We start from the raw sequence: 14962 nt of genomic DNA, 5'->3' as shown, positions 1-14962 counted from the left end.
GGTTGGAGCGCAACAGAAGGCTTGTGATGCACCACGACCGCAAGCCGTTCTATGCACAGGCATGGGTTTGGCTCGCGCAGGCCCGGATGCTGCTGGGGCGATTGAAATAGATTTCTTCTACACCCTCTCGGCGACGCGAAAGAAAGTTACTCGCATGCCGGGCGACTCCCGGCCTCCGTCCTTCGCATAGGCACGCGATCTGCTTCCAAATGAACAGCAAATTAGGCAGTGAATACCGGCGCTTAACCTCAAAAAGCACCCGTAGCAATCGCGATCAGACAAGCTATCTATTTTTACAAAGCACTTGCTTGCTAAAAATAAACAGTTTTGCTATCGTGCTTGCATGGACTCACCCGTGCCGCGCACCCGCGCCATCGCCCCCACTCTCAAGAAGCCCCCGGCCCGCCCCCGCAGCAAGGCCGTAGCGCCCCTCAGCGCCAACTCGGCAACCACAACACAATCCCCCGCCGAAGAAACCACCCGCCGCCCCCGCGGCCGCCCCCGCAAGACCGCCGAAGAACTGGACGACGGCAACCGCCGCCGCAAGCTCATGGACGGCGCGGCCAAGCTCTTTCGCACCCAGGGCTTTGCCGCCACCAGCACGCGCGACATTGCTGCGGCGGCAGGCATGCACAGTGGCTCGCCCTTCTACCACTTCGAAAGCAAAAGCGCGCTGCTCTACGCCGTGATGAGCGAGGGCATGACCATGGCCACACAAAGCCAGCAGCAGGCACTCGATGCGCTGCCAGCCCAGGCCACACCGCGCGAGCAATTGCACACGCTCATTCGCCACCACTTCGAAATCCTGCTCGGGCCCCGCAGCAGCTTCATCCCTGTGATGCTGTACGAGTGGCGTTCGCTCACGCCTGCGCAGCGCAAGGGCATTGCCCGCATCAAGGACAACTACGAGGCCACCTGGATGCCCGTGCTGGAAGCGCTGGCACAGCAGGGCACGCTGCAGGCCGAGCACGGTGTGGCGCGGCTGTTCATCTTTGGGGCGCTTAACTGGGCGGTGCAGTGGTTCTCGCCCAAGAAGGGCAAGTCGCTCGACGCGCTCACCGACGAGGCACTTGCCTTGTTCATCCGTTCATAACGACCCCATCAAGGCAGAGTCACCATGGCCCCCACAGCGCGCAACGCCTACCAGTCAGTGTTTGCCCCGGGCCTGTTCCAGGGCAGGGTGGTGGTGGTCACCGGCGGTGGCTCGGGCATAGGCCGTTGCACGGCGCATGAGCTGGCGCACCTGGGCGCGCATGTGGTGCTGGTGGGGCGCAAGCCTGAAAAGCTGCAGGCCGTGGCCGAAGAGATCACCGCCGATGGCGGCCGCGTGTCTTGCCAAGTGTGCGACATCCGCTCAGAAGAAGGTGTGGTGGCGCTGGTGCAGCAGATCATCGCTGCGCAGGGCCGCATCGATGCGCTGGTCAACAACGCGGGCGGGCAGTTCATGTCGCCGCTCGAATCCATCAGCGCCAAAGGCTGGGAGGCCGTGCTGCACACCAACCTTACCGGCGGCTTTTTGATGGCGCGTGAGTGTTATCGGCAGTGGATGGCGCAGCACGGCGGCTCAGTAGTCAACATCGTGGCCGACATGTGGGGCTCCATGCCGGGCATGGGGCACAGCGGGGCTGCGCGCGCGGGGATGGTCAGCTTGACGGAAACGGCAGCGCTGGAATGGGCGCACAGCGGTGTGCGCGTGAACGCCGTGGCGCCGGGTTACATCGCCTCCAGCGGCATGGACAACTACCCGCCCGAGGCGGCAGACATGCTGCGTGCCATGCCGCGCACGGTGCCGCTTGGGCGCTTTGGCAACGAGGCCGAGGTGTCGGCGGCCATCACCTTTTTGCTCAGCCCGGCAGCCAGCTTCATCAGCGGCACCACGTTGCGGGTTGACGGCGCGCGGCCCCAGGTGCGCATGGGCTGGCCGCAGCGCCCGCCTGGTGCCACTGCCGCAGCACACCCGGCCGTGCGGCCGTTTGACGGCTTTCACCGCGCGCAGGTGCCGCAGGTGTTTGCCCCTTCCCATACCCCCAAGCCCGAGGCCGCATGACCGCCGTCTTCACTTCCCGATTCAACCCAGGCAGTGCCGAGGCCACGCAGCGCCGCGCGGCGCTGCAGGCCCGCCTTCATGCCCTGCGCGCGCTGGAAGAGCGCGCCGCTGCCGCCTCGGCCCGGTCCCTGCCCCAGTTTGAAAAACGCGGCCAGCTACTGCCGCGCCAGCGTGTGGCGCTGCTGATGGATGCTGGTGCGCCCTGGCTGCCGCTGTGCACCCTGGCGGGCTACCTGCAGGATGTGAAAGACCCTGAGAAGTCCGTGCCCGGTGGCGGCATGGTCGCGGGCATCGGCTTTGTCAGTGGCGTGCGCTGCATGGTGGTAGCCAGCGACTCCGGCATCGAGGCGGGGGCCATCCAGCCCATGGGACTGGAAAAGATCCTGCGCGTGCAGGAGATCGCGCTGCGCGAGCGCCTGCCCTTCGTGCACCTCGTCGAGAGTGCCGGCGCCAACCTCATGCGCTACCGGGTCGAAGGCTTCGTGCACGGGGGCACACTGTTCCGCAACCTCGCGCGGCTGTCGGCGGCGGGCATTCCGGTGATCACCGTGCAGCACGGCTCGGGCACTGCGGGCGGGGCCTATATGCCGGGGCTGTCGGACGTGGTCATCATGGTGCAGGGCCGCTCGCGCGCCTTCCTGGCCGGGCCGCCGCTGCTCATGGCCGCCACGGGCGAGGTGGCGACCGAAGAGGAACTGGGCGGTGCCGAGATGCACACCGCCGTCTCGGGCCTGGGCGAATACCTGGCCCAGGATGACCGCGAGGCGATCGGCCTGGCGCGCGATGTGGTCGCGCAGCTGGGCTGGAGCATGCCCCGGCGACCGAGCGCGCCTGTACCTCTCTTGCCGGCAGACGACCTGCTGTCCCTGATGTCTGCCGACCTGCGCCAACCCGTGGACATGCGCGAGGTGATGGCGCGGCTGGTGGATGGCTCTGAGCTGCTCGAATTCAAGGCACGCTACGGCATGGCCACTTTGTGCGCGCAGGGCCACATCGGCGGGCACGCCGTGGGCTTCATCAGCAACAACGGCCCCATCGACGTGGCGGGTGCCAACAAGGCCACGCACTTCATCCAGTGGATGTGCCAGCTGGGCCACCCCATCATCTACCTGCAGAACACCACGGGCTACATGGTGGGCAAGGACAGCGAGCAGGGCGGCATGATCAAGCACGGCAGCAAGATGATCCAGGCCGTGACCAACGCCACCGTGCCGCAGATCACCATCCAGTGCGGCGCCAGCTTTGGTGCGGGCAACTACGGCATGTGCGGGCGGGGTTATGCGCCGCGCTTCCTTTTCAGCTGGCCCGGTGCCAAGACGGCAGTGATGGGCGGCGAGCAGGCTGCGCGCACCATGCAGATCGTGACGGAGGCGGCGCTGGCGCGCAAAGGCATCACGCCCGACCCGGCCGAATCGCAGGCCCAGTTCGACAAGATCGTCGCCATGTTCGAGGCCCAGGCCGATGCGTTCTACACCAGCGGCCTGCTGCTGGACGACGGCGTGATCGACCCGCGCGAAACGCGCGCCGTGCTGGCGTTTTGCCTGGACACCTGCGCAGAGGCCCAGGCCCGCACGCTGCGGCCCCTGAGCTTTGGCGTGGCGCGGATGTAAGCGCTTCGCACGCAATCCCTACGATGGCCGAGCCTCTCAAACACCTGCTGAACGACACCGTGCCGCCGCGCATCTCGGCCATGGTGCGTCGTGCGTGGCGCAAGTTCGATACCACTGCATTTCTGCAGCAGGTAGAGCCCGGCTACGAATCGCTGGAGCTGATGGCGCGCGGCCAGCGCATTGCACAGGCCCTGCAGACGCACCTGCCGCAAGACGTGCCGCGGGCGCTGGGCTTGCTGGTCGATTCGATGGACCCACCCATGGGCCTGGATGCGGTGGGTGAGCCCGACGCGGGTGACCGCCCCTACAGCGCCTTTTTGTACCTGCCCCACAGCATCTACATCGGCACACACGGCCTGCTGCATTTCGAGGCGGCCATGGCCGCGCAGCACGCGCTCACCCAGCGCTTTACCGCCGAGTTCAGCATTCGCCCTTACCTGCTGCACCACCAGGGCGCCACGCTCGCGCGGCTGCGTGACTGGGCGCAGGACGACAACGCCCATGTGCGCCGTCTGGTGAGCGAAGGCACGCGGCCCCGCCTGCCCTGGGCGCCGCGTTTGCCTGCATTCCAGGCCAATCCGCAGCTGGCCTTGCCGTTGCTCGACGCGCTCAAGGATGACCCATCGTCCTACGTGCGCCGCTCCGTGGCCAACCACCTGGGTGACATCGCCAAGGACCACCCCGACCTGGCCGTGGGCACCGCCCGCACCTGGTTGCAAGACGCACCCGCCCCGCGCGAAGCCTTGGTGCGCCACGGCCTGCGCTTTCTCATCAAACGGGGCGATGCCGCTGCGCTCGATGCCCTGGGCGTGGGCCACGCCGTGGCGCTGGACGTGCGGGCCGCGCGCGTGCTGCCCGCCCGCGCCCGCATCGGCGACAAGGTGCGCATCGAGGCCGAACTGCACAACCCCACGCCCCAGCCCCAGCGCGTGCTGGCGGACCTCAAGGTGCACTATGTCAAGGCCCACGGCGGCGCGGCGCCCAAGGTGTTCAAGCTGCAAACGCTGGACATTCCGCCCGGCGCCACCGTGGCGGTGGGCAAGACGCTTTCGCTGCAGCAGATGACCACACGCACCCACTACCCCGGCGCGCACCATGTGGAGCTGGTGCTCAACGGGCGGCCCCAGCCGCTGGGGCAGTTTCAGCTTTCGTGATCGAGGTTTGCAGGCACACAAACATACAAACGCAACAGCAGGAGACAAGCACCATGCAGTTCACGCACGAGCACCGCGAGATCCAGAAAACCCTCAAGCGCTTCATCGACGAAGAGATCAACCCCCATGTGGACGAGTGGGAGGCGGCCGAGATCTTCCCCGCGCACGAGGTCTTCAAGAAGATGGGCAACCTGGGCCTGCTGGGCCTGTGCAAGCCCGAGGAATACGGCGGGCAGGGGCTGGACTACTCGTACAGCCTGGCCATGGCCGAGGCACTGGGCCACATCCACTGCGGCGGCGTGCCCATGGCCATCGGCGTGCAGACCGACATGTGCACCCCGGCTCTGGCGCGCTATGGCAGCGAAGAACTCAAGCGCAACTTTCTGGCCCCTGCGATTGCGGGCGACATGGTGGGCTGCATCGGTGTGAGCGAGCCTGCGGCGGGCAGCGATGTGTCTGGCATCAAAAGCGTGGCGCGCAAGGACGGCGACGACTACGTGATCACCGGCCAGAAGATGTGGATCACCAACAGCCTGCAGGCCGACTGGATGTGCATGCTGGTCAACACGGGCGAAGGCCCCGTGCACAAAAACAAGAGCCTGGTGATGGTGCCCATGCGGGATGGGCCCGGCGGCAAGCTCATCAAGGGCATCGAGGTGGCGCAAAAGATCCGCAAGATCGGCATGCACAGCAGCGACACGGGCCTGATCTACTTTGACGAGGTGCGCGTTCCGCAGCGCTACCGCATCGGTGCCGAGGGGCAGGGCTTCATCTACCAGATGCAGCAGTTCCAGGAAGAGCGCCTGTGGTGCGCCGCCAGCACGCTCGAATCGCTGAACCACTGCATCCAGTGGACCATCGACTACGCACAGGAGCGCAAGCTGTTTGGCGCCACGCTGGCCGACCAGCAGTGGGTGCAGTTCAAGCTGGCCGAACTCAAGACCGAGGTCGAAGCGCTGCGCGCACTCACCTACCGCGCCTGCGACCTGTACGTGAACGGGCAGGACGTGCTGGAGCTGGCCAGCATGGCCAAGCTCAAGGCTGGCCGCCTGAACCGCGAGGTGCCCGACACCTGCCTGCAGTTCTGGGGCGGCATGGGCTTCACGCTCGAGAACAAGGTCTCGCGCATGTACCGCGACGGGCGGCTGGCGTCCATCGGCGGCGGGGCCGACGAGGTAATGCTCGGCATCCTGTCCAAGCTCATGGGCATCGCCAAGCGGCCCGTGCACTGACATGGCTGAATTGCTGTTGATCGACCGCGCGCCGCTGGCCAGCGGCTGTGTGGAAACCTGGACGCTCAACGACCCGGCCAGCCGCAATGCGCTGTCCGAGGCGGTGGTTGACGGTTTGATAGCCGCGTGTGAGCGGGCTGCAACCGATGCCGACCTGCGAGGCGTGGTGCTGCGCGGCGCGGGCGGCCACTTTTGCGCGGGTGGCAGCCTGGGCGGCTTTGCCAAGACCATTGGCCAGCCCCTGGCTGCCGGCGAAGCCGACCCGCTGGTGCCCCTGAACCGCCGCTTTGGTGCGCTGCTGCAGGCCCTGTGCGCGCTGCCGCAGTGGCTCGTCGTGGCGGTGGAGGGCGCGGCCATGGGCGGCGGCTTTGGCCTGGTGTGCTGCGCCGACCAGGTGCTGGCCCACACCAGCGCCCAGTTCGCCACGCCTGAAGTCACGCTGGGCATCGTGCCTGCGCAGATCGCGCCCTTTGTCGTGCGGCGCCTTGGCCCGTCTGCTGCGCGGCGTTGTCTGCTGACGGGCGAGCGCTGGGATGCCGCGAAAGCTCAAATCGCGGGGCTGGTCGATGAGGTGGTGAGTGGCGACATGGAGGCTGCTGTGCAAGCCGCCATCGGACGCCATGCCGTCGCTGCGCCCCAGGCCGTGGCTGCTACCAAACGTTTGCTGCTGGCCCAGCACGAAACGCCGTTGCCCGCGCTGCTCGATGACGCCGCCCTCGCCTTTGCGCAAGCGCTGCGTGGCCCCGAGGCGCCGCAAGGGCTGGCGGCGTTTGCTGCGCGCAAGGCGCCGCCGTGGAGTGCGAACTCATGAAGAAAATCCTCATAGCCAATCGATCAGAGATCGCACGCCGCATCATCCACACCGCCCACCGCATGGGCATCGAAACGGTGGCGGTCTATTCCGACGCCGATGCCAACGCCCTGCACGTGCGCGAAGCCACCCAGGCCGTGGCGCTGGGCGGAGCGGCCAGCGCCGACACCTACCTGCGCACCGACAAGCTGCTGGCCGCCGCCCGTGCCACCGGCGCAGATGCCGTGCACCCCGGCTATGGCTTCCTCAGCGAGAACGCCGACTTCGCCCAGGCCGTGGTCGATGCGGGCCTGACCTGGATCGGCCCGCCGCCCGCAGCCATCCGCGCGCTGGGCAGCAAGGCCGGGGCCAAGGCGTTGGCCCAAACGCAGAGCGTGCCCTGCCTGCCCGGCTATGCGGGCGACGACCAGAGCGACGAGCGCTTTGCCACCGAGGCTGCGCGCATCGGCACGCCCCTCATGGTCAAGGCCGTGGCGGGTGGGGGAGGGCGCGGCATGCGCCTGGTCACCGACCTGGCGCAGTTGCCTGCTGCCCTGGCCAGTGCGCGGTCGGAGGCGCTGGCGGGCTTTGGCTGTGGCGACCTGCTCATCGAACGCGCACTGCTTCAGCCGCGCCATGTGGAGGTGCAGGTCTTTGCCGACGATCACGGCGCGTGCATCCACCTGGGCGAGCGCGATTGTTCGGTACAGCGCCGCCACCAGAAGATCATTGAAGAGTCCCCCAGCCCGGCCGTGGACGCTGCGCTGCGCGAGCGCATGGGCGCCTGCGCCGTGGCGCTGGCACAGGCCGCTGGCTATGTGGGCGCGGGCACGGTGGAATTCCTTCTGGACGGAGCTGAATTCTTCTTGATGGAGATGAACACCCGCCTGCAAGTGGAGCACCCGGTGACCGAAGCGCTCACGGGGCTGGACCTGGTGGAGTGGCAGATCCGCGTGGCGCGGGGTGAGCCGCTGCCGCTCACGCAAGATGAGGTGCATCTGCAAGGCCACGCCGTCGAAGTGCGCCTGTGTGCCGAAGACGCGCACTTCCGCCCCCACACCGGCCGTGTGCTGCAGTTCAGCGCACCACCAGCCACCGCGTTTGAACGGGCCGCGCCGGGCGCGCTGCGCTTTGACCATGCGCTGGAGGAGGGGGCAGAGGTCACGCCTCACTACGACGCCATGCTGGGCAAGCTCATCGTGCACGCGCCCACGCGGGCCGAAGCCATCGCCGCGCTGGTGCGCGCGCTGCACAGCATCCGCGTGCTGGGCTTGCCCACCAACCGCGCGTTTTTAGCAGCCTGCCTGCAGCACCCCGTGTTTGCCAGTGGCCAGGCGCTGGTGCCGTTCCTGGCGGAGCATGCCCAGGAGTTGCAGCGATTGCTATCAAATGATGAGCTGTCAGCGCATATTCCTTCGGCGCTATCGGCCATTTTTGCTTCAAATTCGATGTCGGACCTGCCTTGTGCCATGGCCAGGCCCGTGCGGCTGCGCCACCAGGGCGAGGTGCACTCCATCGCCGTGCGCGAGCTGGGCGGTGGAAGGCTGCAGGTGGAGCAGGCCGGTGCAGAACCTGTGACTTTGCAACTGCCCCAGCGCGGTGTGCACTGCGTGGCGGTGGCCCCCCGGCGCTGGCACTGGCAAACCGGCGCCGTGGACGGCTGGGTGGAAGACGCATCGTGGGAACCCGTTGCGCGCGCGGGTGCGGCGGGCGGTGCGACGGAGCTGCGCGCGCCCTTCAACGGCAAGGTGGTCGCGCTGCCCGTTGCCGCAGGCCAGGCGCTGGCGGCGGGCGATACGGTGGTGGTCATCGAATCTATGAAGCTCGAACACAGCCTGGCCAGCCCCGCAGCCGCCACCGTGGCCGAGCTGCTGGTAGCACCCGGCCAGCAGGTGTCGCCTGGCCAGGTGCTGGCCCGCTTTGCACCCGCCACGCAAGGAGCGCCCGCATGACCGTCACGTCCGATGCAAGTTCTGTGAGCGACGAAGACCGCACTGCCCTCGCCGACACCGTCACCCGCTTTGCCCGCACCGAGATCGCGCCGCATGTGGACGCGTGGGACGCGGCCGGTGAATTCCCCCGCAGCCTGTACCGCCGCGCGGCCGACCTGGGCCTGCTGGGTCTGGGCTACCCAGAGCAGTACGGCGGCACGCCTGCCAGCTACGCCTTGCGCTTACCGCTGTGGCGCGCGCTCAGCCGCCACGGTGCCAGCGGCGGTGTGCTGGCCAGCCTGCTGTCGCACAACATCGGTTTGCCGCCCGTGCTGGCGCATGGCAGCGATGCTGTGCGTGCCGAGGTCATTCCATCGGTGCTGGCGGGCGAGCAGATCGCCGCGCTGGCCATCACCGAGCCCGGTGGCGGGTCCGACGTGGCGCAGCTCAAGACCACTGCGCGGCGCGAGGGTGATGAGTACATCGTCAACGGCGAAAAGGTGTTCATTACCTCCGGCATGCGCGCGGACTGGATCACGGTGGCTGTGCGCACTGGCGACGCTGGCAGCAAGGGCAGCGGCGGCATATCGATGCTGCTCATCCCCGGCCACAGCGCAGGCCTGTCGCGCAGCAAGCTCGACAAGATGGGCTGGCTCTGCTCCGACACCGCCCACCTGCGCTTTGATAACGTGCGCGTGCCTGCGCGCTACCTGCTGGGCGAAGAGGGCGCGGGCTTTCGCATCATCATGGCCAACTTCAACGGCGAGCGCTTTGGCCTGGCCGCATCGGCTCTGGGCTTTGCCGAGGCCTGCTACGACGAGGCCCTGGCCTGGGCGCGCCAGCGCAAGACCTTTGGCGCCGCGCTGGTCGAGCACCAGGTCATCCGCCACAAGCTGGTGGACATGCAGATGCGCATCCAGTCCACCGCCGCGTGGTGCGAGTCCGTGGCCGCGCAGGCCGATGCGGGCCGCACCGGCCCCGATTGGGTAGCGCAGGTGTGCCTGCTCAAGAACCACGCCACCCAAACCATGCAGTTCTGCGCCGACCAAGCCGTGCAGATCCTGGGCGGCATGGGCTTCATGCGCGGCACCGTCAGCGAGCGCATCTACCGCGAGGTCAAGGTCATGATGATCGGCGGCGGTGCGGAAGAAATCATGAAAGACCTGGCTGCCAAGCAGCTCGGCATTTGAAGGAGACAGGCACCATGCACAGCACCGACCACGGTAACAAAGCCATCATCACCTGCGCCATCACCGGCGTGCTGACGGACCCCGGCCAGCACCACGTGCCCGTCACGCCCGAGCAACTGGCCAAAGAAGCCCGCCGCGCCTACGACGCAGGCGCCGCCGTGGTCCATGTGCACTTTCGCAACCAGGAGCCCGGCAAAGGCCACCTGCCCAGCTGGGACCCACAGGTGGCGCGCGACTGTGTGCAAGCCATGCGCGAGGCCTGCCCAGGCCTGATCATCAACCAGACCACCGGCGTGGTCGGCCCCAATTACCAAGGCCCGCTCGACTGCCTGCGCGCCACCCGCCCAGAGATGGCTGCGTGCAACGCCGGCTCGCTCAACTACCTGAAGGTGCGCAGCAACGGCACCTGGGCCTGGCCGCCTATGCTGTTCGACAACCAGCCCGCCAAGGTCAAGGACTTCATCGACGTGATGCTGGAGACCGGCACGCTGCCCGAGTTTGAATGCTTCGACGTGGGCATCGTGCGCTGCGTGGAGATGTATGTACAGACCGGCATGTACACCGAGCGCCTGCCCGAATACAACTTTGTGATGGGCGTCGAATCCGGCATGCCTGCCGACCCGGACCTGCTGCCCATCCTGCTCAAGCTCAAAATCAAGGACGCCCCCTGGCAAGCCACCGTCATCGGCCGCAGCGAGATCTGGCCCGTGCACCAACGCGTGGCGGAACTGGGCGGGCATTTGCGCACGGGGCTGGAGGACACGTTCTATCTGCCGGATGGGAGCAAGGCGGAGTCGAACGGGCCGTTGATTGAGCAGCTGGCGCGGTATGCAAGGAATGCGGGGCGGGAGGTGGCGTCGCCGCAGGAGGCGCGGGGGATGTTGGGACTTCAGGATGTTGGGTTGACGCTATCGTCGTAGTGACTGGTTGTCATCTACGTGCACGCATTTGAGCTTGTTGAGACGCTGTGCACTTAGTGTCAGTTGCCGTCGTCGGAAATAGTCAAATTCAGGCTTGTTATGCTAATAACAGGAATCATTTTTCCTCTAGCCCCAGCCTCCTCGGATGGTATCCTCCCGCGGAATCGCGCGTTCTACCCCCAGATGCTGAGGCTAGGCTTTGAGATGGACGTGCTGTGAATTCGCATAACCTCGCTTCGTCTTTGAATTCTTCGAGCAAGCTGAGTTTTGCGTGAAATTCCTCCGAAATCCGAATGGAAAAACATTCATGCTCAAGTCTGCAACATTTCAAAGCTTGACTACAGTCCCAAATGGCAAGTGGTCTTTTGCTGATGGACTGAACGTCATCATCGGAGAAAACGGACTTGGTAAGTCACATGTTCTAAAAGCCCTTTATTCCATGCTCAAAGTGCAGTCTGGTCGCTCTGAGGAGTTGACGAAGACGAGCTTGGAGAAGGCATATGCAGAGAAGCTTTCTCGGGTGATGAGGCCAGAATCCCTAGGGCGATTGGTTAAGCGTAAGCAAGGGCGAGATCGGTGCGAGATCCGACTGAGCATGAAGCAGGGAGGGCTCAACAGCGCGATTGGATTTGCTACGAACGCGAAGTCCCAGGTTGATGTGCTTCAAGTGCCGGAAAGTGCTCTTACTCAGTCGCCCGTTTATCTTCCGACCCGAGAATTGGTGACGTTGTGCCCGTGGTTCTTGAATCTTTATGACAACTATCACTTGGAGTTTGAAGAGACATGGCGTGACACGGTTTCTCTGCTTGGGGCTCCATCTGTAAAAGGGCCTCGGGAAAATCGTGCTGCTCAGCTTCTGAAACCTTTAGAGGAAGAACTGGGGGGCAAGGTGGAAATGGATGCCTCCAGCGGGCGCTTCTATCTTCGAGTCACCGGAGAAGGGCGCATGGAAATGCCGTTGGTCGCAGAAGGGTTACGAAAATTTGCAATGTTGGCGCGCCTCATAAATACAGGCGTGCTGCTAGACAAGGGGTATTTGTTTTGGGATGAGCCCGAAACCAACCTCAATCCCAAGCTAATCAAAACGCTAGCACGATGTATTGTTGAATTGTCGGCTCAGGGAATTCAGGTTTTCATTGCGACGCACAGTTTATTTTTGCTGCGCGAGTTTGAAATTTTGCTGGGTAGAAGAGGCGAGGATGAGCCTGTGTCTGCTCGCTATTTTGGGCTTAGTGTTGAAAATGAAGTGATCACGTTGCGTCAGTCTGATGATGTAAATGGTGTCGGTCCAATCACATCACTTGAGGAGAGCTTGGCGCAATCCGATCGATATATGGAATTGTGAGGAAATGCATGCCGGTGGTTAAGCAAGTCGAGAGGCTGACGTTCACCTTTCCCGATGGATGGAAAGTAGATAAGTTTGATGACTGGAATTTCTATCGTGGGCACTTTTCCAAGCAGATGAATGGCATCAAAGCGGTTGACTTGTTAGCTTTGGATCCTGACGGAGTGGCTTACTTTATTGAGGTAAAAGACTACCGTCACCCAGATACAGTCAAGCCCACAGGTTTAGCGGACGCGATCGCCAATAAGGTCTTGATGAGTTTGGCGGCGTTGTTGCCTGCAAAGTTTCACGCGAATGACCCTGGTGAGCAGGCGCTAGCTTCTGATGTTCTTGGTTGCACAGGCTTCAAAGTGATCGCGCACCTGGAACAGCCACAAGCGCACCGGCCAGTGGTGGATCGCGCCGACATCAAGCAGAAGTTGCAGCAGCGCCTTGGCGCAGTTGATCGCCGAGTCAAGGTCACCAGTATGAGCAACATGGGTGGTGTTGCGTGGGCTGTTCAATGACAGTCATATTAGGCCCGGACGAGTCGAGAACAGCACATGCACCTCGCCTCATTGGTCAAACACCGGCCGGAATCGCGTAGTGACGTCCCGGGCTCTTGCGTCTAAAACAAATCTCGACCCGTACTTCGCCGCCAGTTCATCAGCGCGCTTGAAGAACGAGTCGATTCCAGTGCCGTAGATAAACTGCATCGCCCCCCCCGTCCAAGCCGGAAACCCAATCCCAAAAATCGACCCGATGTTCGCGTCATGCACGCTGGTCAACACGCCCTCGGCCAGGCAGCGCGCGGTCTCGATGGCCTGACGGTAGAGCAGCCGGTCCTGGATCTCCTGCACGCTCCATTCCAAGCCGGGCTTTTCGAACAGCGTTTTCAACTCCGGCCACAGGTGCTTCTTGGCGCCTGCGGGGTAGTCGTAAAAGCCGCCGCCACCCGCGCGGCCAGGGCGCTTCAGTTCCTTGACCATGCGCTCCACCAGCAGCTCGCCGGGCGTGGCGGTGTAGGTCTTGCCTTCGGCCGCGTAGTCGGCACGCGTCTGGTCCAGCACGTGCACGCTCAGGGTCAGCGCGGTCTCGTCCAGCACGGCCAGCGGCCCCACGGGCAGGCCGGCCTGCAGGGCGGCGTTTTCAATCGCGGCGGCGGGGATGCCTTCGCCCAGCATGGCGGCGCCTTCCATCACGTAGGTGCCGAAGGTGCGGCTGGTGTAGAAGCCGCGCGCGTCGTTGACCACGATGGGCACCTTGCCCAGGGCCTGCACGTAGTCGAACGCGCGGGCCACGGTCTCGTCGTCCGTCTGTTTGCCGCGGATGATTTCCACCAGCTTCATCTTGTCCACGGGGCTGAAGAAGTGGATGCCGACAAATTTCTCGGGGTTACTGCTGGCCGTGGCCAGGCCGCTGATGGGCAGGGTGGAGGTATTGCTGGCAAAGAATCCGCCGGGTGCCAGCTGCGGCTCGGCCTCGCGCGTGACCCGGGCCTTGAGGTCGCGGCTTTCGAACACGGCTTCGATGATGAGGTCGCAACCCGCCAGGTCGGCCGCGCTGGCGGTGGGCGTGATGCGCGAGAGCAGCGCCTGCTGCGCCTCGGCCGTCATGCGGCCCTTGTCCACGCGGGCTTGTGCGAGCTTGGCGCTGTAGGCCTTGCCGGCCTCGGCCCTCTCTGCACTCACGTCCTTGAGCACGGTGGCGATGCCCCGGCTGGCCTGGGCCCAGGCGATGCCCGCGCCCATCATGCCCGCGCCCAGGATGCCAACCTTTTGTGGCTTGTAGCGTGGGGCCGTGCCGGGGCGCGACTTGCCGCTCTTGATCGCGTTCATGTCGAAGAAGAACGTGTTGATCATGTTGCGCGCCACGGGGCCGGTCATCAGGCGGGCGAGGTAGCGGCTTTCGATGCGCAGGGCGGTGTCGTAGTCCACCATCGCGCCTTCGACCATGGCGGCCAGCGCGGCCTCGGGCGCGGGGTAGCGGCCGCGCGTGGTCTTCTTGAGCATGGCGGGCGCAACGGTGAGGGCGCCTGCGATCTTTGGGTTGGCGGGCGTACCGCCGGGCATCTTGTAGTTCTTGTCGTCCCACGGCTGCACCGCGTGCGGGTGGGTGGCGATGTGGGCCAGGGCGGCGGGCAGCAGTTGCTCACGCGTGGCCACCAGTTCGTGCACCAGTTGCAGCTCCAGCGCTTCGGCGGGGTTGAAGAGCTTGCCTTCCAGGATGTAGGGCTGCGCGCCCATCAGGCCCAGCAGGCGCGTCATCTTGGTCACGCCAGTGGCGCCGGGCATCAGGCCCAGCGTGACCTCGGGCAGGCCGAACTGGATCTTGGGGTCGGCCACGGCGATGCGGTAGTGGGCCACCAGCGCTACTTCCCAGCCGCCACCCAGCGCCGCGCCGTTGAGGCAGGCCACCACGGGGATGCCCAGGGTTTCGAGCGTGCGAAAGTGCTTCTTCATGCGCTCGATTTCGCCAAACGCGTTGGGCGCATCGGCGGGTGTGAGGCGCATGGTGGCCTTGAGGTCGGCACCGGCAAAGAAGCTGGTCTTGGCCGATGCCAGCACGATGCCTTTGAGCGCGGGGCCCAAGCGTTCGCGGTCGCCCAGCACCTGGGCCGTGACCTCGCCCAGCTCCTGCTGCCACTGGCGGCACATGGTGTTGACGGGGGAGTTGGTTTCGTCAAACGTGATGACTGCGATCTGGCCTTCGGTGCCCTGGGCGGGGATGAGTTCGTAGTGGATGGTTTGCATGATGTTCTTGT

The 14962-nt window shown here is 65.0% G+C and carries 12 protein-coding genes; 11 read left to right on the top strand and 1 reads right to left on the bottom strand.

Annotated features, from left to right (window positions below):
• The first annotated feature begins 343 nt into the window (after window positions 1-343).
• From IB243_RS15105 to IB243_RS15055, 11 genes are all read left to right on the top strand, one after another.
• Complete coding sequence (locus tag IB243_RS15105) at window positions 344-1093, top strand: TetR/AcrR family transcriptional regulator (RefSeq protein WP_192428016.1); 750 nt, start codon at window positions 344-346, stop codon at window positions 1091-1093.
• 24 nt (window positions 1094-1117) lie between these two features.
• Window positions 1118-2047: an SDR family oxidoreductase gene (locus tag IB243_RS15100; RefSeq protein WP_192428014.1), complete on the top strand. Its 930-nt coding sequence runs from the start codon at window positions 1118-1120 to the stop codon at window positions 2045-2047.
• Entirely contained in the window at window positions 2044-3657 is a 1614-nt protein-coding gene (locus tag IB243_RS15095) for an acyl-CoA carboxylase subunit beta (RefSeq protein ID WP_192428011.1), read from the top strand. Before IB243_RS15100 ends, IB243_RS15095 begins: the two co-directional genes overlap by 4 nt.
• Window positions 3658-3680: 23 nt before the next feature.
• On the top strand, window positions 3681-4811 hold the full coding sequence (locus IB243_RS15090) for a DNA alkylation repair protein (RefSeq protein ID WP_192428009.1): 1131 nt from the start codon (window positions 3681-3683) through the stop codon (window positions 4809-4811).
• Between the two features lie 53 nt (window positions 4812-4864).
• Window positions 4865-6043, top strand: coding sequence for an acyl-CoA dehydrogenase family protein (locus IB243_RS15085; protein WP_055393716.1), 1179 nt, complete (start codon window positions 4865-4867; stop codon window positions 6041-6043).
• 1 nt (window position 6044) lies between these two features.
• Window positions 6045-6854: an enoyl-CoA hydratase/isomerase family protein gene (locus IB243_RS15080; RefSeq protein ID WP_192428007.1), complete on the top strand. Its 810-nt coding sequence runs from the start codon at window positions 6045-6047 to the stop codon at window positions 6852-6854.
• Window positions 6851-8785, top strand: a complete 1935-nt coding sequence (locus IB243_RS15075) for a biotin carboxylase N-terminal domain-containing protein (protein ID WP_192428005.1) — start codon at window positions 6851-6853, stop codon at window positions 8783-8785. Before IB243_RS15080 ends, IB243_RS15075 begins: the two co-directional genes overlap by 4 nt.
• A complete protein-coding gene (locus IB243_RS15070) occupies window positions 8782-9954 on the top strand; it encodes an acyl-CoA dehydrogenase family protein (RefSeq protein ID WP_192428003.1) in 1173 nt (390 codons plus the stop codon). Before IB243_RS15075 ends, IB243_RS15070 begins: the two co-directional genes overlap by 4 nt.
• Before the next feature lie 14 nt (window positions 9955-9968).
• Window positions 9969-10874 (top strand): 3-keto-5-aminohexanoate cleavage protein, encoded by a 906-nt coding sequence (locus tag IB243_RS15065; RefSeq protein WP_192428001.1) that lies wholly within the window; start codon window positions 9969-9971, stop codon window positions 10872-10874.
• A gap of 307 nt (window positions 10875-11181) precedes the next feature.
• Window positions 11182-12219 carry an ATP/GTP-binding protein gene (locus IB243_RS15060; protein ID WP_192427999.1) on the top strand — a complete coding sequence of 346 codons (1038 nt, stop codon included), beginning with the start codon at window positions 11182-11184 and terminating at the stop codon, window positions 12217-12219.
• An 8-nt stretch (window positions 12220-12227) separates the two neighbouring features.
• Window positions 12228-12725: a hypothetical protein gene (locus IB243_RS15055; RefSeq protein ID WP_192427997.1), complete on the top strand. Its 498-nt coding sequence runs from the start codon at window positions 12228-12230 to the stop codon at window positions 12723-12725.
• A gap of 48 nt (window positions 12726-12773) precedes the next feature.
• On the opposite strand, the gene IB243_RS15050 is transcribed toward IB243_RS15055, so the two are convergent.
• Window positions 12774-14951 carry a 3-hydroxyacyl-CoA dehydrogenase NAD-binding domain-containing protein gene (locus tag IB243_RS15050; RefSeq protein WP_192427995.1) on the bottom strand — a complete coding sequence of 726 codons (2178 nt, stop codon included), beginning with the start codon at window positions 14949-14951 and terminating at the stop codon, window positions 12774-12776.
• Between the last annotated feature and the right edge of the window lie 11 nt (window positions 14952-14962).

Origin of the sequence: Acidovorax sp. ACV01 (genome assembly GCF_014851495.1) — a bacterium.
GTDB classification, from domain to species: domain Bacteria; phylum Pseudomonadota; class Gammaproteobacteria; order Burkholderiales; family Burkholderiaceae_C; genus Acidovorax; species Acidovorax radicis.
The sequence above is the reverse complement of the archived record's forward strand: the minus strand, read 5'-3'. Positions and strand labels throughout refer to the sequence as shown.

Excerpts from the sequence above, each read along its gene's own strand:
- IB243_RS15105 (WP_192428016.1), top strand. The coding sequence starts at position 344 with ATGGACTCACCCGTGCCGCGCACCCGCGCCATCGCCCCCACTCTCAAG.
- IB243_RS15100 (WP_192428014.1), top strand. The coding sequence starts at position 1,118 with ATGGCCCCCACAGCGCGCAACGCCTACCAGTCAGTGTTTGCCCCGGGC.
- IB243_RS15095 (WP_192428011.1), top strand. The coding sequence starts at position 2,044 with ATGACCGCCGTCTTCACTTCCCGATTCAACCCAGGCAGTGCCGAGGCC.
- IB243_RS15090 (WP_192428009.1), top strand. The coding sequence starts at position 3,681 with ATGGCCGAGCCTCTCAAACACCTGCTGAACGACACCGTGCCGCCGCGC.
- IB243_RS15085 (WP_055393716.1), top strand. The coding sequence starts at position 4,865 with ATGCAGTTCACGCACGAGCACCGCGAGATCCAGAAAACCCTCAAGCGC.
- IB243_RS15080 (WP_192428007.1), top strand. The coding sequence starts at position 6,045 with ATGGCTGAATTGCTGTTGATCGACCGCGCGCCGCTGGCCAGCGGCTGT.
- IB243_RS15075 (WP_192428005.1), top strand. The coding sequence starts at position 6,851 with ATGAAGAAAATCCTCATAGCCAATCGATCAGAGATCGCACGCCGCATC.
- IB243_RS15070 (WP_192428003.1), top strand. The coding sequence starts at position 8,782 with ATGACCGTCACGTCCGATGCAAGTTCTGTGAGCGACGAAGACCGCACT.
- IB243_RS15065 (WP_192428001.1), top strand. The coding sequence starts at position 9,969 with ATGCACAGCACCGACCACGGTAACAAAGCCATCATCACCTGCGCCATC.
- IB243_RS15060 (WP_192427999.1), top strand. The coding sequence starts at position 11,182 with ATGCTCAAGTCTGCAACATTTCAAAGCTTGACTACAGTCCCAAATGGC.
- IB243_RS15055 (WP_192427997.1), top strand. The coding sequence starts at position 12,228 with ATGCCGGTGGTTAAGCAAGTCGAGAGGCTGACGTTCACCTTTCCCGAT.
- IB243_RS15050 (WP_192427995.1), bottom strand. The coding sequence starts at position 14,951 with ATGCAAACCATCCACTACGAACTCATCCCCGCCCAGGGCACCGAAGGC.